The organism is Ruegeria sp. YTSC325 (genome assembly GCF_059609525.1).
In genome coordinates this window covers 1-19,449 of sequence record NZ_JBXWLY010000017.1, presented here as the reverse complement: position 1 = coordinate 19,449, position 19,449 = coordinate 1, and the positions used below count along the sequence as shown (strand labels likewise).

18 protein-coding genes and 1 tRNA gene are annotated in these 19,449 nt (G+C 56.0%); 8 read left to right on the top strand and 11 right to left on the bottom strand.

Annotated features, from left to right (window positions below; genetic code table 11):
• Window positions 1–133 precede the first annotated feature (133 nt).
• Window positions 134–3,454 (top strand): AAA family ATPase, encoded by a 3,321-nt coding sequence (locus tag AC2FF7_RS19180; protein ID WP_496906164.1) that lies wholly within the window; start codon window positions 134–136, stop codon window positions 3,452–3,454.
• 309 nt (window positions 3,455–3,763) lie between these two features.
• Here the strand turns inward: AC2FF7_RS19180 and AC2FF7_RS19175 are convergent, their stop codons facing one another.
• The 3 genes from AC2FF7_RS19175 to AC2FF7_RS19165 form a co-directional block, all read right to left on the bottom strand.
• On the bottom strand, window positions 3,764–4,159 hold the full coding sequence (locus AC2FF7_RS19175; RefSeq protein WP_480869573.1) for a DUF6538 domain-containing protein: 396 nt from the start codon (window positions 4,157–4,159) through the stop codon (window positions 3,764–3,766).
• Window positions 4,160–4,221: 62 nt separating this feature from the next.
• A tRNA-Val gene (locus tag AC2FF7_RS19170) sits at window positions 4,222–4,297 on the bottom strand.
• A gap of 62 nt (window positions 4,298–4,359) precedes the next feature.
• On the bottom strand, window positions 4,360–5,613 hold the full coding sequence (locus tag AC2FF7_RS19165) for an aminotransferase class V-fold PLP-dependent enzyme (protein WP_496906163.1): 1,254 nt from the start codon (window positions 5,611–5,613) through the stop codon (window positions 4,360–4,362).
• Window positions 5,614–5,838: 225 nt separating this feature from the next.
• On the opposite strand from AC2FF7_RS19165, the gene modA reads away from it, so the two are divergent.
• The 5 genes from modA (at window position 5,839) to AC2FF7_RS19140 (ending at window position 9,454) form a co-directional block, all read left to right on the top strand.
• Window positions 5,839–6,618, top strand: a complete 780-nt coding sequence (gene modA / locus AC2FF7_RS19160; protein WP_496906162.1) for a molybdate ABC transporter substrate-binding protein — start codon at window positions 5,839–5,841, stop codon at window positions 6,616–6,618.
• A 3-nt stretch (window positions 6,619–6,621) separates the two neighbouring features.
• The gene (gene modB, locus AC2FF7_RS19155) at window positions 6,622–7,314 is read left to right on the top strand and encodes a molybdate ABC transporter permease subunit (protein ID WP_480483500.1); all 693 of its coding nucleotides are present in this window, start codon (window positions 6,622–6,624) and stop codon (window positions 7,312–7,314) included.
• Window positions 7,311–8,408, top strand: coding sequence for a molybdenum ABC transporter ATP-binding protein (gene modC / locus AC2FF7_RS19150; RefSeq protein WP_480869389.1), 1,098 nt, complete (start codon window positions 7,311–7,313; stop codon window positions 8,406–8,408). Before modB ends, modC begins: the two co-directional genes overlap by 4 nt.
• An 84-nt stretch (window positions 8,409–8,492) precedes the next feature.
• Window positions 8,493–8,900 (top strand): hypothetical protein, encoded by a 408-nt coding sequence (locus AC2FF7_RS19145; protein WP_496849693.1) that lies wholly within the window; start codon window positions 8,493–8,495, stop codon window positions 8,898–8,900.
• A gap of 140 nt (window positions 8,901–9,040) precedes the next feature.
• Window positions 9,041–9,454 (top strand): hypothetical protein, encoded by a 414-nt coding sequence (locus AC2FF7_RS19140; protein WP_480869385.1) that lies wholly within the window; start codon window positions 9,041–9,043, stop codon window positions 9,452–9,454.
• Here the strand turns inward: AC2FF7_RS19140 and hemF are convergent, their stop codons facing one another.
• Genes hemF through clpS form a run of 4 tightly spaced genes read right to left on the bottom strand, consistent with a single transcriptional unit; the run spans window position 9,455 to window position 12,510 of the window.
• On the bottom strand, window positions 9,455–10,339 hold the full coding sequence (gene hemF, locus AC2FF7_RS19135) for an oxygen-dependent coproporphyrinogen oxidase (RefSeq protein ID WP_496906161.1): 885 nt from the start codon (window positions 10,337–10,339) through the stop codon (window positions 9,455–9,457).
• Between the two features lie 4 nt (window positions 10,340–10,343).
• A complete protein-coding gene (locus tag AC2FF7_RS19130) occupies window positions 10,344–11,141 on the bottom strand; it encodes an SDR family NAD(P)-dependent oxidoreductase (protein ID WP_496906160.1) in 798 nt (265 codons plus the stop codon).
• A gap of 37 nt (window positions 11,142–11,178) precedes the next feature.
• A complete protein-coding gene (locus AC2FF7_RS19125; protein ID WP_496906159.1) occupies window positions 11,179–12,144 on the bottom strand; it encodes a class I SAM-dependent methyltransferase in 966 nt (321 codons plus the stop codon).
• Between the two features lie 24 nt (window positions 12,145–12,168).
• Entirely contained in the window at window positions 12,169–12,510 is a 342-nt protein-coding gene (gene clpS, locus AC2FF7_RS19120) for an ATP-dependent Clp protease adapter ClpS (protein WP_170356801.1), read from the bottom strand.
• 93 nt (window positions 12,511–12,603) lie between these two features.
• Here clpS and AC2FF7_RS19115 point away from each other — a divergent pair, with 93 nt between their 5' ends.
• Together AC2FF7_RS19115 and AC2FF7_RS19110 are read left to right on the top strand one after the other, a co-directional pair.
• Window positions 12,604–13,305, top strand: coding sequence for an HAD family hydrolase (locus AC2FF7_RS19115; RefSeq protein ID WP_480869380.1), 702 nt, complete (start codon window positions 12,604–12,606; stop codon window positions 13,303–13,305).
• 281 nt (window positions 13,306–13,586) lie between these two features.
• Window positions 13,587–14,963: a D-alanyl-D-alanine carboxypeptidase family protein gene (locus tag AC2FF7_RS19110; RefSeq protein ID WP_480869378.1), complete on the top strand. Its 1,377-nt coding sequence runs from the start codon at window positions 13,587–13,589 to the stop codon at window positions 14,961–14,963.
• Window positions 14,964–15,113: 150 nt separating this feature from the next.
• Here AC2FF7_RS19110 and AC2FF7_RS19105 read toward each other — a convergent pair whose 3' ends face one another.
• From AC2FF7_RS19105 to AC2FF7_RS19090, 4 genes are all read right to left on the bottom strand, one after another.
• Window positions 15,114–16,361 (bottom strand): hypothetical protein, encoded by a 1,248-nt coding sequence (locus AC2FF7_RS19105; protein ID WP_480869376.1) that lies wholly within the window; start codon window positions 16,359–16,361, stop codon window positions 15,114–15,116.
• A gap of 150 nt (window positions 16,362–16,511) precedes the next feature.
• Window positions 16,512–17,273, bottom strand: coding sequence for a LamB/YcsF family protein (locus AC2FF7_RS19100; RefSeq protein WP_480869374.1), 762 nt, complete (start codon window positions 17,271–17,273; stop codon window positions 16,512–16,514).
• Between the two features lie 13 nt (window positions 17,274–17,286).
• Window positions 17,287–18,285, bottom strand: a complete 999-nt coding sequence (locus AC2FF7_RS19095; protein WP_496906158.1) for a 5-oxoprolinase subunit C family protein — start codon at window positions 18,283–18,285, stop codon at window positions 17,287–17,289.
• Window positions 18,282–19,037: a 5-oxoprolinase subunit B family protein gene (locus AC2FF7_RS19090; RefSeq protein ID WP_480869370.1), complete on the bottom strand. Its 756-nt coding sequence runs from the start codon at window positions 19,035–19,037 to the stop codon at window positions 18,282–18,284. Before AC2FF7_RS19090 ends, AC2FF7_RS19095 begins: the two co-directional genes overlap by 4 nt.
• Window positions 19,038–19,449: the final 412 nt, after the last annotated feature.

The following is a 19,449-nucleotide window of genomic DNA, read 5'->3' as shown; positions in this document are numbered from 1 at the left end:
TTTCAATGCGAAAAAAGAGTTCAAGTGCGCGGAAATTGCGACTCAGTAAACCGCAACGACCAACCGGAGAAAGGGATGCATGCTGGTGCATCGCAGGTGATAGTTCTGCAGCCGCCGCACGCGAAAGGATCAAATGTCTGAAATCTCGCGTTGGCTAGAGAAACATGGCTTGTCCAAGTATGCTGGGTCGTTTGCAGAGCATGAAATCGAACTAGGTGATCTAACCGAATTAACTGACAAAGATCTCACTAAAATCGGGCTTCCCCTAGGTCCGAGGCGCCGTTTCATGAAAGCTGTTCGAGCTGAAGCAAAGGGAGAGACTTACCCGCACAACACTGCGTTAGGTCCCGCGATTGTCGCTGAGCGCCGGCAGCTTACCGTCATGTTCATAGATTTGGTTGGATCAACGGAAATATCCCAGCGCGTCGATCCGGAAGATTTGGCGGAAGTACTCCGACTGTTCAAAGAAACCTGCGCTGCGTCGGTGGCAGCTTTTGATGGCCACATCGCAAGTTACTATGGTGATGGGATAATGGTCTTTTTCGGGTTTCCTTATGCGCACGAAGATGACCCTGAGCGAGCCATTCGCGCAGGTCTTCGTATTATCGAGGAAATTCCAGCTATCCGCACTCATGCGAAACTGAATGTCCGAATTGGGATCGCAACTGGGTTGGTTGTTGTCGGTGACTTACGTGGTGAAAAAATGTTTGAGGACGGAACGGCGATGGGGGAGACGCCGAACCTGGCCGCACGTCTACAAGCAATGGCTGAACCTGGGACATTGATCGTCGCTCCCAATACTCATCATTTGGCGGGTGATGCTTTCGAATACGTTCTGCGTGGCGCATTCAAGCTTAAAGGTTTTGCCAGAGAGGTCGAAGCCTGGCAGGTGACAGCAGCACGGGAAACAGTCAGCCGTTTCATGGCAGAGGAAGACGAGTTACTGAATCCTTTGATCGGACGCGCCGCAGAATATGAAACTCTCAATGAAAAGTGGAAGTTGGCAAGTGATGGTCAAGGACAAGTTGTGCTGGTGTCCGGTGAGCCAGGAATTGGCAAGTCTAGATTAGTCGAAGAATTAAGGCAGAGCATTCCGACGATGTCGCATACTCAAACGCGATATCAATGTTCTCCCTACCATTACGCGAGTGCGTTTTATCCGGCCATTCGCCAAATTGAGAATGCTGCAGGCCTTCGTTCAGACGACAAAAACGAATTGAAACTCAGAAAGATATCCTCTGTTCTAAGTGACCAGTCGGATCACACACTGAAACTGGCCGCGTCCCTACTTTCGGTTCCTTTTGAAGACCAATTGGGTGAACTGAATCTGACGCCACAGCAACTCATGAATCAGACCTTAGAAATGCTGTTGGGCAATCTGACTTCGCAGGCTGAGGAAAAGCCAGTGTTGCTCTTGTTTGAGGACGCGCATTGGATTGATCCGACAACTAAACTGTTGCTTGACCGAGTTGCTGATCGGATTCGTGACCTTCCAGTATTGGTCGTGATGACGTTCAGACCTGAATTTGACCCAGGTTGGGCATTGCAATCCAACCTTTCTAAATTGGTCTTGAAGCAATTGGACTTTCACCAGGTCAAAAGCATTGTGGACGAAGTTGCAAAAGGGCATTCAATTTCTGACGAAATGTACAATGTCGTCGCTGCCAGATCCGATGGCGTCCCGCTATATGTCGAAGAAGTGACAAAAGATCTATTGGAATCAGGGGTTTTGACAAAAGGAAGGGACGCATACTCGAAGGGTGGGGCGTCCCCGGCAAGCTCGGTCCCAAGCACGTTGCATGATGCACTTATGGCGCGGCTTGACCGACTGAGTTCCGTCAAGGAGGTCGCCCAGATTGGGGCGGTTATCGGACCTCAATTTTCTTTTCCGTTGATCGCCAAGGTCGCTCGGATCAGCGACAAGGCGTTGCGCACGGGATTGGAACTTTTAGTCGACGCAGGCATAGTGACAGTTTCTGAAGAAGAAAACCTTGAAACTTTCAGCTATCGCCACGCCCTAATTCGCGACACAGCTTACAACAGTCTCTTGAAGAGCGAGCGCAGGGTCTTGCACGCACGTGTTGCGCGAGCGTTAAGTGGGAAATCGACCCATATTGGCGATGCCAGTCCGGAAATACTTGCGCACCACTACACGATGGCAGGTATGAGCAAGGAGGCAATCGACTATCGCTATCTCGCAGGCCAACGCGCAGTCCAACGTTCTGCCAATATCGAGGCGAACACACAGCTTTCCTTGGCGATCGAGCAGTTGAGTCAACTGTCCCATGGTGTTGAGCGGGATCAGAAAGAAATTGAGGTTCAGGTTCTCAGAGCAGCTGTTCTACGATCGACGGCAGGAATAGCCGCCGATGAAACAGGGACCGTTTATGCAAGAATACGCGACTTGTGTGAACGGGTGGACGAAACAGAACATCTGTTCCCTGTTTTGAATGGCTTGTATTCCTTCCATTTGGTGCGTGCTGAGTATGATTTAGCCAGAAGTGTTGCAGCGCAGTTGCTGAATTTGGCAGATAAAACGGGCGAGACACACCATCAAATGGTAGGGCATCGAGCCATGGGCGCAGTGCTGTTTCATATTGGAGAACTAAACCCTGCATACGAGCATTTGAGTAAAGCGTTACAGCTTTACAGTCGGAAACGCGATGGGCACCTGGCCTACATATACGGTTCGGACCACGCAGCGATAACGTCGTGCTTTTTAAGCATGGCCGCATGGATGCGCGGTGCGCCAGACAAAGCACTTGAGATTCAAAAACAAGCGGTTGCTGCAGCTCAAAAGCTGGAGCATGCGCACAGCATAGCACAGTCGCTAACTTACCTGTGCATGCTCTACCTTCTGCGCCGCGAACCGGGAAAAGTCATTGAAGCCGCAAATCAGTTGGAGGAACTGTCTTCAAAACATTCGTTCACCTTCATGTCGCTGACTGCAACGCTCTGGCGAAGCTGGGTGGATGCCTACCTTTCCCCTGAGCCCGAAAACATCCACGCATTGCGACAAGCATCGGAAGCGTGGTGGGCCAGCGGAGCTGGGAATTACAAACCTTTCTTTTTGACGATGATTGCAGAACTCACGTTGAAAACGGGTGATCGGGAAAGTGCCTTGCAGTTGTTAGCCGAGGCCCGCAGGTACCAAAGCCTTACAAACGAAGGATGGGCGCAAGCTGAGACCGACCGCGTTTATGCGCTCGCAATTTCTGAAAGTCGGTTCGCCGAAGTCGAGTTTTGTGAGGCTTTGAACACGGCAAAACGACAGCAGGCAAGGATGTACGAACTTCGGATTGTTGTAGACTACATAAAGAGTTGCCAAAAATTTAGACAGACCCCCACTCCCAACTTTGGCTTAAATGCTGTCTTAGAAACTATCATAGGAGGAGAGCTAACAGTCGACGTGAACAACGCCCACAATCTGCTTGATCAGACTACTTTTGACTAACTTCAATAATTCAGAGCGGTGCAGTTGAGTAGATTGGAACTCATACTCGTTAACTAGGTGTTCGTCTCTTTGAGCGTTCTACAGAAACTGCATCCAGGAATATCAGACCCGCGTTTCTTCATAAGTTGTTCCCTAACGAACAGTACTCAATTTCGCTCAATTTATTCGCTGCCAAAAAAGTGGACACTCATACCCAGAGCAGCGAATGACCAAATCGTCCGCGGTCCAGACGTCTGCGATAACTAAAACCGAGCAAGTGCAGCGAATGGCAGCAGTGCGGGTTGCGACTGCGGCATCCAGCCAATGGGTTTAATGTCGGCAATGGGTCGTGAGTGGGGGGTCCGAAGATCGCCTCCCACACATTATCCTGACCTTCGTGCTGTTACTTATCCCGTCCGCTTCAGCTAACCACCTGTCGGCGGCATCTCCCACGGTATTCCCCTGCTTGGGTTTACTAGGGCCAACAACTTGAGACGGTGTTTGTCCTTCGGTGATCGCTTCAATTATTTCCTCAAGGACTCTTGGACGGCGCTTCAATGCTTCGGCTAGATCCTGAGTTCCTAATCCTCTGACAATCTCTCGTTTGCCAACAATGTCTTGGTACTCAGTCGGTACAGCTACCCTTACAGCGTACCCCTTGCCTCTGAGTAACAATCCTCTGGATAGTCCAACGCTGTTTTGAGGTATTGATTCCCGTACATTCATCCTCAATTAGTATCCCAGTTCTCGTTTCAAGACCCTGATTAAACCATTGAAAATGAAGGGAATGGTGGGTGATGAGAGACTCGAACTCCCGACATCTTCGGTGTAAACGAAGCGCTCTACCAACTGAGCTAATCACCCGTGACGGTGCATTTAGCCAAGCCAGCGCCCGGGTGCAAGAGGGTCTGGAAGAATTTATTTGATCAAGCTGTCATCTCGTTCACTGCGGCTAGCAATTGGGCGACTTCTTGTTCGGTGTTATAGTGACAAAGCGATATGCGGATGCAGTCGTTCAGCCCCAACGGGGTCAGAACGTTGCCGCTGTAGTGATCGGCTTTGCGAATGTGGGTACGGATGCCCTGGTTATTCAGGCGTGTCACAACATCGGCAGAGGGGATATCCCGCACGACAATTGAAACCAACCCTTCGCGGGCAGGGTTGTTTGCGCCGCCAAGAATTGAAACATGCTCCATATCGCGCAGGCCCGGCAGATTGCCGGTGCCGTTGATCATTGCACCTGTCAGATGCGATTCGTAGGCATGGATGGCGCGGCCAGCAGCCTCGATCCGGGCGCGGCGGTCCGTGTGCTCCGAGACTTGGTCGCCCAGCCACTCGAAATAAGCCACCACGTCGGAGATGGTCGCGTAAGCACCGGTGTCGCGGGTTCCGAATTCCCACCCTTCAGACGGGGCGTCGATCAATTGGTCGTGGGGAAGGGCGGTCAGCCGGTCCGATATCCATGCAATGCCATACCCGTGGCGCGAGAACACTTTGTAGGGTGAGATTGCATAACCATCGACATTGTAGCTGTTGATATCCAACTGCCCGTGAGCCGCGTGCTGAATACCGTCCACAATGATGAAACACTCGGGCGAGACCTCACGAATGGCCCGCGCGATGGCTGCCACATCCATCCCCATACCTGTGACCGGCGAGGCGTGAACGATTGTGGCGACACAGACGTCCGGAGTCATTGCAGCCCGGAATGCTTCAGCGGTGACGAGACCTGTATCGTTGTCGTGCTGGACGTTGACATAGTCCAGCCCAGCAATGTCAGCCCAGCGGCGGGCGGCGCTGCGACTGGCGGGATGTTCGATGGAACTGCCGATGACCTTGCCGCCTTTGGGCGCGTTCACGCAGGCGGTGCGGATCATACGAAACAGCAGTTCGGTCCCGCTTTCACCGACAAAAAACTGACCTGAAGGCGCATTCATGAACACAGCTAAGTCAGCCTTGGCGGTGTTGATGGTGTCGACAAGCGCATGGCTAGCGACGTTGTCGCGCCCCTGATTGTCGGGGATAGCGGCGAACTTGGCCGACGTCTCGACCACGGAATTCAACGTCAGGGCCCCACCTGCGTTTTCAAAGAAAATCCGGGGCCCTTGAAAGGGACAGCTTTCGACATGGGCAAAACGCGCGCGTACGGCGTCCATCAAACCTGGGATAGTGTGCAACATGTCGGCTTTCCTGTTCCTGACTCGCGCGCAGCATCCCCGTGACACGTATCAGGATCAAGATCGTTTGCGACATTGTCGCTGGGTCTGTTGACGAAAATGGCTTGGGACAAGGATTTTCCAGCAATATCTGCCCTTTGGGTGAACCTGCGGCGCATCGGCGCTTGCACGCCCCCCGGTGCCTCAGATATCCCCAAGAGGACCTTAACCCCGAGGGGCGGGAATGAGATGATCCTGTCACGTCTGCTTCGTGTATTTCTTGCGGCCATCACTCTGGCTATGTTTACACTGGCTCCGCTGCGCGCGGGGGCAGACGGCGTATTGGTTTTTGCAGCAGCCAGTCTGAAGAATGCTCTGGACGAGATCGCTCCGGCGTTTGAGGCACAGACCGGACAAGAGATCACGGTTTCCTATGCGGCTTCCTCGGTTCTGGCGCGTCAGATTCAGCTGGGCGCACCGGCGGATGTGTTCATTTCGGCGAATGTCGAATGGATGGATGTCCTGCAGGGCAAGGGCCTGATCGAAGCAAATAAGCGGGTCGATCTGCTGGGCAATGGGCTGGTTCTCATTGGCGGTACCTCGGCCCCCGACATGCACGAGGTGACCCCCGAAACCGATCTGGCGGGGGCTTTGGCCGGTGGGCATCTGGCCATGGCATTGGTCGATGCTGTACCCGCTGGGATCTATGGCAAGGCGGCGCTGCGCAGTCTGGACCTGTGGGATAGTGTTCAGGGGCAAGTGGCGCAAACCGACAATGTGCGTGCAGCGCTTGCTCTGGTTGCGGCAGGAGCAGCCCCCTTGGGCATTGTATACCGATCGGACGCCGTGGTCGAAGACCGCGTTCGCGTACTCGCTGAGTTTTCGTCTGATTTGCACCCTGCGATCATCTATCCGGCTGGTGTGACAACGTCTGCCCGACCAGAGGCACTTGCTTTTTTGGAGCATCTGCAATCGCCCGAAGCGCAAGAAATCTTTGAAAGGCAGGGCTTTTCCCTGCCGGAGCAATAAGCGATGGGATGGTTGGGTCCCGAAGAGCTTGAGGCCCTGAGGCTGTCATTGCGCGTATCCTTTTGGGCCACGCTGGTAACTTTGCCCTTTGGAGTTTTCACTGCTTATGCATTGGCCCGCTGGCGATTTCCGGGACGACAGGTCTTGAACGGGCTCGTGCACTTACCCTTGATCCTGCCGCCGGTAGTCACTGGCTACCTCCTCTTGCTGACCTTTGGCATTCAGGGGCCGTTGGGTCGCGCCCTGTCCGAAGTCGGAATTGTGTTCGCATTCCGTTGGACCGGTGCAGCGCTAGCGGCGGGGATCATGGCATTCCCTTTAATGGTGCGCGCGATCCGGCTGTCGATCGAAGCGGTGGACCCCAAGCTAGAGCAGGCTGGGGCTACATTGGGGGCTTCGCGCATTATGGTGTTTGCGACCGTCACTCTGCCGATGATCCTGCCGGGCGTTATCGCCGGGGCTATTCTGGCCTTTGCCAAGGCGATGGGCGAATTCGGCGCCACCATTACCTTCGTGTCCAATATCCCTGGGCAGACCCAAACGCTGCCGTCAGCGGTCTACGCCTTTCTTCAGGTTCCCGGCGGTGAAGCGGCCGCCACGCGGCTGGTTGTTATATCGGTCGTTATCGCCCTAAGCGCGCTTTTACTGTCAGAGTTCATAGCCCGCCGTGTCGCAGCAAGAGTGGCCGGGTCATGAGCCTTTCTGTCCGATTGCAGCATGATCTGCCCAACATCAAACTCGATCTCAATTTTGACGCACCGTCCGGCGTGACTGTTCTGTTCGGACGCTCGGGCTCGGGTAAGACGACGGTTGTCAATGCCGTCGCTGGATTGCTCAAACCGACTTCGGGCCGTGTTGCGGTTGATGGATGGGAGCTGTTCGACACCGAGAAACATCTGTGGCTTCCGCCGCACAAGCGGCGTTTGGGCTATGTCTTTCAAGAGGGACGGCTGTTCCCCCACCTGACGGTGCGCCAAAACCTGTCATACGGCCGTTGGTTCGCGCCCAAGGGCGCGCCGCGCGAGAACCCCGACAAGGTGATCGAGATGTTGGGGATCGGCCATCTGCTGGACCGCCGTCCTGCTGGCCTTTCCGGGGGCGAGAAACAGCGCGTGGCGATTGGCCGGGCCTTGCTGGCCAGCCCGCGCCTGATTTTGGCCGATGAGCCGCTGGCGGCGCTGGACGATGCGCGCAAGGCCGAGATCCTGCCCTATTTCGAACGCCTCAGGGATGAGGTTTCGGTGCCCATTCTGTACGTCACACACTCTGCCGCCGAGGTGGCGCGCCTGGCGACGTCGGTTGTGGCGTTGCAAGACGGAAAGGCAGTGCGCCACGGGCCAGCCTCAGAAGTTCTGGCCGACCCATCGGTTGCGCCTGCGGGTATTCGCGCGGTCGGTGCGGTACTGCAAGTGCGGGTCGCCAAGCACCATTCCGATGGTCTGACCGAGTTGAGCGCGGGCGGGACAAGCCTGTTCCTGCCGCGTATTCCGCATCAGATTGGCGATGAACTTCGAATCCGTATCCCCGCCCAAGAGGTCATCTTGTCCAACAAACGGCCCGAGGGTTTGTCGGCGCTGAATATGCTGGAAGGTACGGTTGACACCATTCGCGCGGGCGAAGGTCCGGGGGCGATCGTTTCAGTGAAAACTCCGGCGGGATCTGTTCTTGCTCGCATCACTCGCCGTTCGGTCGACGCGCTGGGCCTGCAACCGGGCCAGCTTTGCTATGCTGTGATCAAGACGGTTGCGCTGGCTCCACAGAATGTGGGCGGGCGTGTGCTTAGCGAATAGCGCGTTGTGGTGCAGGAACTTTACTAGACTGTGATGTTGTCTATGCTTTGTTCTGCGGTGTTTATTGTGAAAGGGTAAGGGATTATGTGGTTTCGGAAAATGCCTGCCATTGCGGCGATTGTATTGTTGCCAGGGGTCGCTCAGGCGATCGGTTTCGGAGTGAATCTTAATCCTGCGGTCCGGGTTGACGTGGCGGACAAAGGCAATGGGATCTACGAGGTATCAACCCGAGGGACCACGGCGCCGGTCGCGTATTGGTGCGGTATTGGGGATTATGCGATCCGAACACTCAGAACCAAGGCGACCCAGCGGATTTACATCACGCGTGCCTATGAAAAACAAACCCGGACGGTTCAGTTTTCCCTGACCGCACCAGAAGGCGTCGATACCACTCCGGGATATTCGGTCACGGTCAAACGTGTGGGCGAGAACCTGTCGGCGGGGTCCGCGCAGACCTATTGCTATGACAATTTCCTCGATTTCGGATTCTGAGGGCCTGAACGCTCTGCTGGGATTCATCACGACTGAATGACGCTTTTGTGTTTTGCCAGCGCTTTGCGGTTCAACAACGCTGCGTAGTCAAGGGATGCGGCCAATGAGGGCTGCTGTGACTTGCGCAGAGGTAATCGACCGTGAAACTCTTTAAATGTATGCCTTTAGCTTTGGCGCTGCTTCTCGGTGCGGAAGCTCAGGCGGATCAGCCGGGTATTGGTATATTCCCCACCTTTCAAGTTCACGTGACGCCATTACAAACGGGCAATTTTGAAGTTAACGTGGTCGGGTCATCAGTTGCGTTGGCGTATTGGTGCGGGATTGGGGACTATGCGATTAGGACACTGGGAACTGAGTCGACCCGGCGTATCTATCTTTCAAAACCATATGAGCCGGGTATTCGAACCGTAGAGTTTTCCCTGGACCCGCAAGTTGAGCCCGACACGACATCCAAACATTCAATCACCGTGAAGTATGTGGGCGAAAATTACTCGGCATCCAAGGCTGAAAGCTATTGTTACGACGCTGTTCTGGATATCAGGATGAAGAAGTAATCACACCCATTTCGCCATGGGCGGCAGGCTCATCAGCACGGCATCCGGGTCGTGGCCGGTTTCCAGCCCGAACTTGGTGCCGCGGTCATAGACAAGGTTGTATTCCGCATAAAGGCCGCGATGCACCAGCTGCGTGGTCTTGTCCGCATCGCCAAAGCCCTGCACCCGGCGCTTTTCGACCAAGGGCAGGAAGGCGGGCAAAAAGGCGCGGCCGATATCCTGCGTCAGTGCGAAATCGGCGCTCCAGTCGCCGGTACAGTAGTCATCCATGAAGATGCCGCCCACACCGCGCGCGCGTTTGCGGTGCGGGATGTAGAAATACTCATCCGCCCAATCCTTGAGGCGCGGGTAATGCGCCGGCCCATGCGGGTCTAGATGCGCCTTTTGCGTGGCGTGGAAATGGGCGGTGTCGTCGTCATATTCGATACACGGGTTCAGGTCAGACCCGCCGCCGAACCACCACGCATGAGGGGTCCAGAACATACGGGTATTCATATGCACCGCTGGCACGTGCGGGTTCTGCATATGCGCCACCAGTGAAATGCCCGAGGCCCAGAAGCGCGGGTCTTCGGTCATGCCCGGAATGCCTTTGCGCGCAGCCATAGCATGCTGCGCGCGATCGCCCAGCGTGCCGTAAACGGTCGAGATATTGACGCCCACTTTCTCAAACACGCGCCCGCCGCGCATCACCGACATCAAACCGCCGCCCGCATCTGATCCGTCGTCTGATTGGCGGGTGGTTTCCTTCACTTCGAAGCGGCCGGGGGTGGCGTCGGAAAACGGCCCAGTGTCGTGGCTGTCTTCCAGGGCTTCGAACGCAGTTACGATCTGGTCGCGCAGGGTGCGGAACCACGCGGAGGCGGTGGATTTTTCGGTGTCAAACATGGGGTCAGTGCGCCGGTGCTGCGACGGGGTCCAGCAGGGTGCGACCTCCGTCAATGGTCAGGATTTGCCCGGTGATGAAACCTGCCGCGTCCGAGGCCAGAAACTGCGCCGTCTCGGTCAGTTCGGTGGGGGCGGCAATGCGGGCCAACGGGGTGTGCTTTTCGATATCGTCTCGGAAATCGCGGTTTTCCTTGAGCGTTGACTGCAACGAGGCGCTCATGACCGAACCTAGCGCGATCGAGTTCACGCGGATGCGGTGCGGGGCGAAAGCCACGGCCAGTGACCGCGTCATCTGATCCAGCGCAGCGGTCGAGACGGAATAGGCCATCAGATCCGGATGTGTTCGACGTGCGGCTATCGAAGACAGGTTGATAATCGATCCGGCAGGGCCGTCTCCTCCTCCGGATTGTTTGATCATGCGTTTGGCGACAGCCTGGCTGAGACGCAGGGCTGGCATCAAATTCTGATTCAGCAGGGTCTTGACCGAGTCGTCATCTGTATCCAACGGATCGGACGGGATAACCTGCCGCGACCCGTTGATCAGGATATCCACCTGATCAAAGGCGTCTATCGTGGCGGAAAGCAGGTTTGCGATGGTTAGCTTTTCCCGTAAATCGCCCGCGAAAAAGCGGATATTGCTGTCGTCGGCTTGCTCGCCCAACTCGTCGGTCAGCCGCTTTTCATCCATGTCGGCAAACATCACATTGGCACCCGCATCCGCGAAGTGCCGCCCAATGGCCAACCCGACGCCATTGGCGCCACCGGTGACGATGGCGGTCTTGCCTGCTATGGAAAAGGACATGCGTTGTCTCCCTGAGTTGCGCGCAGATTAACCGGGATCACCGCCGAGGGCGAGAGGCATGGAACACCTTGAACCGGTTGTCGCCAGTGACTTCGTCGACGCGCGAGAAAGCTTCGTTCAGCGTGGTTTCGTAAGGCAGGTGGCGGTTGGCCACCATCCACAGCTCACCATGTTTTGCCAGATTACGTGCGGCGGATCGAATAAAGCCCTGACCCAGCGCGGGGTCTGCGCTGCGCGAAGTGTGAAAGGGCGGGTTCATAACGACCGCGTCCAGACCCTCGGGTGCGCGCCACGTTACCGCGTCGGCCCAGTGAAAAGTCGCCCGGTCATCGGTGATATTGGTCTTGGCACAAGTCAGGGCGATGTGGTCGGCCTCAACCAAGTATAGGGCGCGTAACCCCTGTTTTTGCAACACGTTGGCAGACAGATACCCCCAGCCCGCACCCAGATCCGCCACCCGTGCGCCCAATTTTGCGGGCAGGACGCCCAGCAACAGGGCCGAGGCCGGGTCCACTCCGTCCGCCGAAAACACACCGGGCGCGGTCGTAAACCCGTCCACCATTTGCCCATGGGGCGCGGCCCAGTCGGCGAAAGCCTCTGGATCAGAGGCAAACCAGAAGATTTTGCCATGCGCTTTGGAAATTGGCCCTTCGACCGGCACACGCTTTCGGATGTCCTTCAGCAGGCTGTCCACCCCATCGGTTTTGGCCCCGTCCACCACAACCGTACCCTTGGCGCGCAGGCAGGCTTGTTGAACAAGGCTGCGGGCCAAAGCTCTTGCGCGGGGCAGGAATATCACCGCATCCTGGCATGGATCACGGGTCTCGGGGATAACGTCAAAACCTTGTGCCGCGAAATGATCATGGAACGGTTTGAAGGGCTGTACCACCTGCGTATCGCGAGGCAGTTGGGACAGGTCATGGGCTGGTGTCGGCCCGATCACCGTCAGCGGCTGTGATAGCGAAAGGCCGCTGTTCAGGGCAAGATCAAGGCGAGGGGACATACGCGTTCGTTGGAAGAGCAGACGCTACTCTTCGCGTTCCATTGTGCATTGCAGGGGGTGCTGGTGTCGGCGAGCAAAGTCCATCACCTGACCCACTTTGGTCTCGGCGATCTCGTGGCTGAATACGCCAACCACGGCGACGCCTTTCTTGTGCACGGTCAGCATGATCTCGAACGCTTCGGCGTGGGTCATGCCGAAAAAGCGCTCCAGCACGTGCACAACGAACTCCATCGGGGTGTAGTCGTCATTCAGCAGCAGCACCTTGTAGAGCGGCGGGCGCTTGGTTTTAGGGCGCGTTTGAATTAGGACGGACGAGTCGCCGTCGTCGTCCGAATTGTCAGACATCATCCAAGGGTTTTCAAACATTGCGCGCAAAAGTCCGATTCAGGCTTCGGTTTATCTGAGCGGTTATATAACGTCCTAGGGGCCAGAGAAAAGAGCCAGCAGGACGTAATCGCAATGGAAGACAAGCTGACCATCGTTGGGTTCGATGCTGATGACACGTTGTGGCACAACGAACGGTTCTTTCAACTGACGCAGGCGTATTTCGCCGATCTGCTGGCGGACCATGCCGATCGGGATCATCTGATGGATCGTCTGCTTGCTGCAGAAAGACGCAACATTCGGCACTATGGGTATGGAATCAAAGGCTTCATTCTGTCGATGATTGAAACCGCGATCGAGGTCACCAAAGATCGTGTCCCGGCTTCGGTCATTCGTCAGTTGATCGACGCGGGGCAAGAGATGTTGGCCCATCCGATCGAACTACTGCCCCATGCCCGCGAAGCGGTCGAAGCAGTCGGAGCGACCCACAAGGTTGTGCTGATCACCAAAGGCGACCTGATTGATCAAGAAAGGAAGCTGGCGCAATCTGGTTTGGGCGAGCTTTTTGACGAGGTCGAGATCGTTTCGGAAAAAACGGCTGGAACCTATCATGAAATATTTGCGCGCCATGGAACCGGCCCTACCCAAGCGATGATGGTTGGCAATTCGATGCGATCCGACGTAGTGGCTCCGATCGAGGCTGGCTGCTGGGGGGTCTATGTCCCCCATGGGCTGGTCTGGGAGATCGAAAAAGCCGAAGTCCCCACGCGTTCGAACCGGTATAAGGAATTGCGGGATCTGGGTGAGTTAGCGAGCCTTGTTCGCACGCTTGCATGATGTTGCCGAATGGTCCCAGTTACAAAAAATTGAATAGGCTCTGTGCAGCGGCACCAAATCAGAGGACGATTTAGTGGTTGAGGTGTGCAAGTCGACCATATGTTGCGGGTGACTGCGCGCCGAAAGAAAGATCGAATTTACCAGCTTTCGGTTTATTTCGGACGTCCTCTGTGTTAGCCTTACGGGTAATATAATAAATTAATTGCTGACCGGGAAAACCCGGCGGCCCGAGGTAGACAGAGGCAAAGATCGTGCAGGTTCGGCGGACAGTTCCGGCCCGAATGGGCTTATTTCTTATAGCATTCGTATGGCTGCTTTCTTTTGCGCCGTTGCAATCGGTTGCCGCGCCCTATGCGGCGATGGTGATTGACGCGCGCACGGGTGAGGTTTTGCACTCGCGCAACGCAGATACCCGACTTCACCCGGCTTCTCTGACCAAGATGATGACGCTCTATATTGCGTTCGAGGCCGTCCGGAATGGTGAGATCGAGTTGGATACGCAAGTACGTATCACCAAAGCAGCTGCGGCAGAGCCTCCGTCCAAGCTGGGGTTGCGCTCGGGTCAGCGGATTGCGTTCCGGTACCTGATCCGCGCGGCCGCCGTGAAATCCGCCAATGACGCGGCGACCGCCATCGGGATTGCCATCAGTGGATCCGAGGCCGCGTTTGCCCGCCGTATGACGCGCACCGCTAAAGCCATGGGTATGAGCCGCACAACCTTCAAGAATGCGCATGGATTGACCGAGTCCGGCCACTTGTCGACTGCACGGGACATGACGACGCTGGGGCGGCATCTCCTGTATGACTATCCGCAGTATTACAACCTGTTTTCACGTCAATCGACTCATGCAGGGATCAAAACGGTTCCGAACACCAACCGCCGCCTTTTGGCCGCCTATAAGGGTGCCGATGGGATCAAGACAGGATACACACGAGCGGCGGGCTTCAATCTGGTAGCCTCGGCCAAGCGTAAGGATGAGCGGATCATCGCGACCGTCTTCGGCGGAAAATCCGGCGCATCGCGCAATGCCAAAGTGGCTGAGTTGCTGGATATGGGCTTCCGTCGCGCTCCATCCCGTGCGCCTATCCGTAAACCTGCCCGTCCGGCTTACGCTGGAAATGTGGGCCTGAATGCGCAGGTCGCGCGCCTAACCACTGCGCCAACGGCCAGCCTGCGGCCCGTTTTGCGCCGCGCAGCTGCAGTTCAAGTCGCCGGAACAGTTGCCGCAGCAGCGGCAAAAGACGAGAGCAGAATTCAGGATGGAATCGCTGCGGCAATCGCAGCGGCTGATATCCAGACCCCGGATGACGGAACGGTACGCCCGGCGCCTCGTCCAAGTGATCTGGTTCTGGCGTCGACCAACCCAGCTGCTCAGCCAGAGCCGGAAAGGGAAATTGTCACCCGTCTTTCTACCTCGGGCGGGCATCTTTGGGGCGTAAATGTAGGTCGCTATACTACGCGATACGAGGCCGAGAAGGTGCTGCTGAAAACCGCTTTGGCCGAAATGACCACTTTGGAAGGAACCTTGCGCAAGGTGAATCAAAGTTCACGAGGTTTCGATGCGACGTTCCAGGGCATGACCCGCGAACAGGCCGACCTGGCTTGCCGCAGGTTGCAGGCCCGAAATGTCACCTGTTTCATGATCGGGCCGTCATAAGACCCGACATTCTCTCTCCTGATTGGATGGGGCTGCGAGGGAACTCGCAGCCTTTTTTTCGGCGTTGGGCTAACGTGAGAACATCCCGCGACGCGTTTGCCATTTTCGGGACATTCGTGTCCCAGAGCGTTTCGGAGATGCTTGCAGGCTTTAGTCGAACACGTGACCGTGCTGGTACTGCTCGTCCTGACCGGCGGCGGCGGTTAACGCGGCGACATTGTCCTTGGTGAAGAAGCCATCATATTTGTGGCAGCGTTCAATGTATTCCGTGATCAGCAGCGTGTTTTTTGAGTGTTTTGAGAATATCTGCTTGAGGTTCGGATCGTCTTTGCACTCGCCTACTACATGGGCCAGAAACGGCACGCCTTTGTCTTTGAGGGTGTTTACCACGAAATCCACATTCTTTTCACCCGCGCCATGATCGCCATCCTGAATCTCGACCGCCATGTGATGCAGGCGACGGCCGAAATTCCGGACAAAATCCTCGGTCGGCATTGGCAGTTTGGCAAAGGAATTCACGAAGGACGGCGTGTTGTTGGCGGTGAACACTTTGGCAGGTGATTTCTTGTCGTCATCTACGTTTGGGTTTCGGTTCACATTGGTGGACGAATTCATGTCGAAGATGTTGTACGCGCCCCAGAAATAGTAGGGCACCATCGTCAGGAACTCGAGGATCGCGTCCTCGCGTTCTCCGGCAAGAACACGCGTGGCGAGGTGATCAATACCTAGCATGAGCGGTGCGATATTGCTGTCAGCCCCAAACGCGGCAGCCTGATTCAGACGAGCTTGCTCACTGTCGCTCAATAGAACACGGTCGCCCAGACCGAGGCTATCCGTGTCGTTGAAGTCCAGATTGGAATAGCCAACCCGATTACAGGTGAAATCCGAAGGTGTAGTGAACTGAAAACCCTGCAGCGTGTAGAACGTATTTTCTGTGTCGCCTGAATACTCGAACCGAATATTCTGATCCTCCAGCGTTTGCGTCAGCGCGGTTAGGTCCGACGCGCCGAAGACCTCTCCGACATATCGGGTTTGCGGAGTCTTTCGAGCCAGCGGATACATGCGGTTGATGCGGGGAATAAAGTCTTCGAAAGCGGGGCTGAGCGGTGCCATCACGATCAGGGCAGGGTAGTCGGAATGTGAATGCAGGACCGAAAATTTATGCGTGCGCCCCAGATAGCTGGCTGTGTGGCGATAGGGCGTCATTACGTAAAGCTCGACCAGTGTGTCAAACAGCGCATCGGATTCGACCTGTATCACGATGGCCTTCATCGCCCCGACCAGATCGGCAACGCCCGAGCTGGCGCGGCGTTCGTAGATTTTTGGCAAATACTCGTTGAAAAAGTCCGAGTTTTTCTTGTCGCCGCGGGGTTCGTAGGACATCAGATCAAAAGACATAAAGCTATCTCCTTGCTCCTGCGCTTTGCAGGTGGTGCAGGGTGTTGCCGGGATTGTGGCACTCAGAACATGAACTTGTGGTCATGCTAGGGGCTGAACCTGACCCCGGCAACACCAACGGTATACGCGTGCTGTCTTAAGCCAATCTGATCAGCGGATGAATTTCGTCACATCGACCCCGCCAGTGATCAGGTTTTCCCGCACCGAAGCTGCGATTTGTACCGCCGTTGGGCCGTCCCCGTGCAGACATATTGTGTCGATCGAGGTTTCCAGTCGTTTGCCGGATTCAGTGATGATGGCCCTTTCGCGCACCATTTTCAGGATGCGTGGCCCGGCAAGTTCAGGGTCGTGAATGACTGCTCCGGGCAGGCTTCGATCCACCAGCGTTCCGTCGTCATTGTAAGCGCGGTCGGCAAAGATCTCTCCGACCCATTTGCAGCCAAGGTCGCGTACAGCTTCTTCCTGTTTGGTGACGGCCAGCACCATGATGATGATATCGGGATCCACGTCCAGCGCGCCCTGATAACACGCTCGTGCCATATCCACGTCGACCGAGCACATGTTGGCCAACGCGCCGTGTAGTTTAAGGTGCCGGACCTGCGTTCCAACCGCCTTGGCCATACCCAAAGCTGCCCCCAATTGATACCGCACCAGATTGCGCAGGGACGCATGAGGGATTTTCATATTTCTGCGGCCAAAGCCCTGCAGATCGGGAAAGCCGGGATGTGCGCCGATACCGACGCCGTTTTCAGCGGCCATCTTCATCGTCTGCGCCATCACATCCCAATCACCCGCGTGAAAGCCACAAGCGATATTGGCCGAGGTGATGATCCTCAGCAGACTATCGTCATCGCCCATCTTCCAGGGGCCAAAGCTTTCCCCCATATCGGCATTCAGATCGACGCTGGGCATCGGCAAAACTCCTTTAGTCGGTGGCAGAGATCATTCCGTCGATCAATTGGTAGGACAACAGGTCCGGGATGTCATGGGGATTGCGCACCAGCGGTTCGATCTGACCGTTTAGCCGGATCAGGTCAGCCGAGTGGCGGGCCTGTCGCGTCGCAGCCTCCTCAAGCGTCACGAATTCGAACCGAATTTCAGCTCCCGCTGGCGTTTGTGCCGCCCGAGGGATGTCGCAAGGCAAGACCGTGGCGATACGTGGGTAACCCCCAGTGGTCTGGCATTCCGGCAGCAGGATAAAGGGGTTTCCAGTGCCGGTCATTTGGATGTCGCCGGGTGTGATGATCTCGGACAGGATATTAAGCTGCCCTTTTGCCGCAAATCCGGGTCCGTCGCTTTCCAATTGCATCCCCATGCGGTTGGCCCTTGCACCGCGCGTAAAGCTGGTGGCGGCAAACCGGTCCAGAGTACTTTGATCGAACAGGGATGTCTGAAAACTGGCGACTACATGCAAAAGTCCGCCCGAGAACCTGTCCTCTGGTCTTAACTTCCAACCAGCACGCCCCGCGCCTTTGGGGCTATTCAGTATGTCATCTTGCTGAACAACTCGCCCAATCTTTGCGGTCAGATGCGTTGAGCGGGACCCCAAAAATTCTGGCACGTCTATACCGCCACCAAGATGAAGGAAGCCATAGCTGCCACGTAGCGCAGCTCCGATCACCAATCGTTGCCCGGCCTCGATCTGATGAGAGGCATTCCACGGCACGGGACTTCCATCAATACTGGCCTGCATCGGTGCGCCAGTGAGGGCAAAACATGTGCTTTGGGTCGCTTCGAACTCTCCACCCATGCCCGCCATTTCCAACGCTGCAAGTTCCGGACTCTGGTCCAACAGCGCAGCCCCTTCGTGCAGGGCAAGGATGTCAGCAGCCCCGGATCTGGACAAACCTTGATCCAGATATCCAATACGTCCCTGGTCCTGAATTGTGCAGGCTGGGCCGATGCGCAGAACGGTCAGAGTCACTGCTTGATCTCCTGACAAGTTGCGCCGCCCGTGCCGTCGGCGTTGTTTGCGCGGATATCCTCCAGCGCGTCTCGGGAAATCGGCACGAACTGCATTTCGTCGCCGGGGCGCAGGGCAAAGCTGTGATCTGCTTCGGGGCGAAAGCATCGGAACGCGGTTTGGCCGACATGCCTCCATCCCGTCGGAGTTGGTCCTGAAAAAAGTACAAACTGCGATATTGCCAGAACCAGCGCGCCCTCGGGCACCATCGGGGTTAAATCCTGAAGTCGGGGTATGTTAAACTCGGGTCCAAGCGGGCCCAGATATGGCTGCCCCGGCGCGAACCCAATCGTCAGGACGCGGACGCGAGTTTCCGACAGGCGACGGATAGCTTCCTCGACGCTTAACCCTGCGGCGTTTGCCGCGTCGCCAAGCTGGGGTGCAAGCTCACCACCGTATACTGTTGGAACGCGCCAGAACCTGCGTCCCATGGGCATGGGCGCAGAGTACCAGTCTTGGTGGCCCAAAGCCCCGCGTACCCTGGCATCGAGGTCGGCATGTGACAAACGTTTGGTATCGAACCGTATATAAGCGGATGCCAAAGTGGCCGAGGTTTCAAGTACGCCTTCCCAGTTTTCGCTGTCGATGAGATCGCGAAACGCCAAGGCTGCCCGGTTCGAGGATTCTTCCATTGTGTCACCAAAGGAAACCAGCAAACCGTCGTATCCGACGGTGCGCACGCGCGGGAATTTATGATCGGGCACTTGGGTCATGGAATTTCGTCAATTCAGCTTGGTTGCCGTGACCTGACCGCATCCGCAGTTGATACGCAAGCATTTGAGCGCGTAGATCCACTTTTGACACGCTGTGGCTTCCGGAATCCTGCTTTTGCGCCGCAGGTTTCGACTCGCAAAGAGACGCACGAGTCGAGAGCTTCTAGTATCTGTCTGCTTACTGCTCACTATATATAGGGCTTTGTTCGCCCCGCCTTGTTGTCATCCAATACCTTGGGCTGTTGTTCGACGCTGAATTGGAGGGAAATGACGTCGATGGCTGGTGATTAGATCTTTGTTTTCAAATGACAAAACAAAATAATGCAAAAAAAATGGAATTTTTCAAATTTTCTGCTTGCGGCTTTGTGGGGTAGACCTTAGAACCCCCTTCACCGGCGCTGCTGAGGCGGTG

Bases quoted from the DNA above. Each gene is read 5' to 3' on its own strand.
- AC2FF7_RS19180 (WP_496906164.1), top strand. From the start codon at position 134: ATGTCTGAAATCTCGCGTTGGCTAGAGAAACATGGCTTGTCCAAGTAT.
- AC2FF7_RS19175 (WP_480869573.1), bottom strand. From the start codon at position 4,159: ATGAATGTACGGGAATCAATACCTCAAAACAGCGTTGGACTATCCAGA.
- AC2FF7_RS19165 (WP_496906163.1), bottom strand. From the start codon at position 5,613: ATGTTGCACACTATCCCAGGTTTGATGGACGCCGTACGCGCGCGTTTT.
- modA (WP_496906162.1), top strand. From the start codon at position 5,839: ATGATCCTGTCACGTCTGCTTCGTGTATTTCTTGCGGCCATCACTCTG.
- modB (WP_480483500.1), top strand. From the start codon at position 6,622: ATGGGATGGTTGGGTCCCGAAGAGCTTGAGGCCCTGAGGCTGTCATTG.
- modC (WP_480869389.1), top strand. From the start codon at position 7,311: ATGAGCCTTTCTGTCCGATTGCAGCATGATCTGCCCAACATCAAACTC.
- AC2FF7_RS19145 (WP_496849693.1), top strand. From the start codon at position 8,493: ATGTGGTTTCGGAAAATGCCTGCCATTGCGGCGATTGTATTGTTGCCA.
- hemF (WP_496906161.1), bottom strand. From the start codon at position 10,339: ATGTTTGACACCGAAAAATCCACCGCCTCCGCGTGGTTCCGCACCCTG.
- AC2FF7_RS19130 (WP_496906160.1), bottom strand. From the start codon at position 11,141: ATGTCCTTTTCCATAGCAGGCAAGACCGCCATCGTCACCGGTGGCGCC.
- AC2FF7_RS19125 (WP_496906159.1), bottom strand. From the start codon at position 12,144: ATGTCCCCTCGCCTTGATCTTGCCCTGAACAGCGGCCTTTCGCTATCA.
- clpS (WP_170356801.1), bottom strand. From the start codon at position 12,510: ATGTTTGAAAACCCTTGGATGATGTCTGACAATTCGGACGACGACGGC.
- AC2FF7_RS19115 (WP_480869380.1), top strand. From the start codon at position 12,604: ATGGAAGACAAGCTGACCATCGTTGGGTTCGATGCTGATGACACGTTG.
- AC2FF7_RS19110 (WP_480869378.1), top strand. From the start codon at position 13,587: ATGGGCTTATTTCTTATAGCATTCGTATGGCTGCTTTCTTTTGCGCCG.
- AC2FF7_RS19105 (WP_480869376.1), bottom strand. From the start codon at position 16,361: ATGTCTTTTGATCTGATGTCCTACGAACCCCGCGGCGACAAGAAAAAC.
- AC2FF7_RS19100 (WP_480869374.1), bottom strand. From the start codon at position 17,273: ATGCCCAGCGTCGATCTGAATGCCGATATGGGGGAAAGCTTTGGCCCC.
- AC2FF7_RS19090 (WP_480869370.1), bottom strand. From the start codon at position 19,037: ATGACCCAAGTGCCCGATCATAAATTCCCGCGCGTGCGCACCGTCGGA.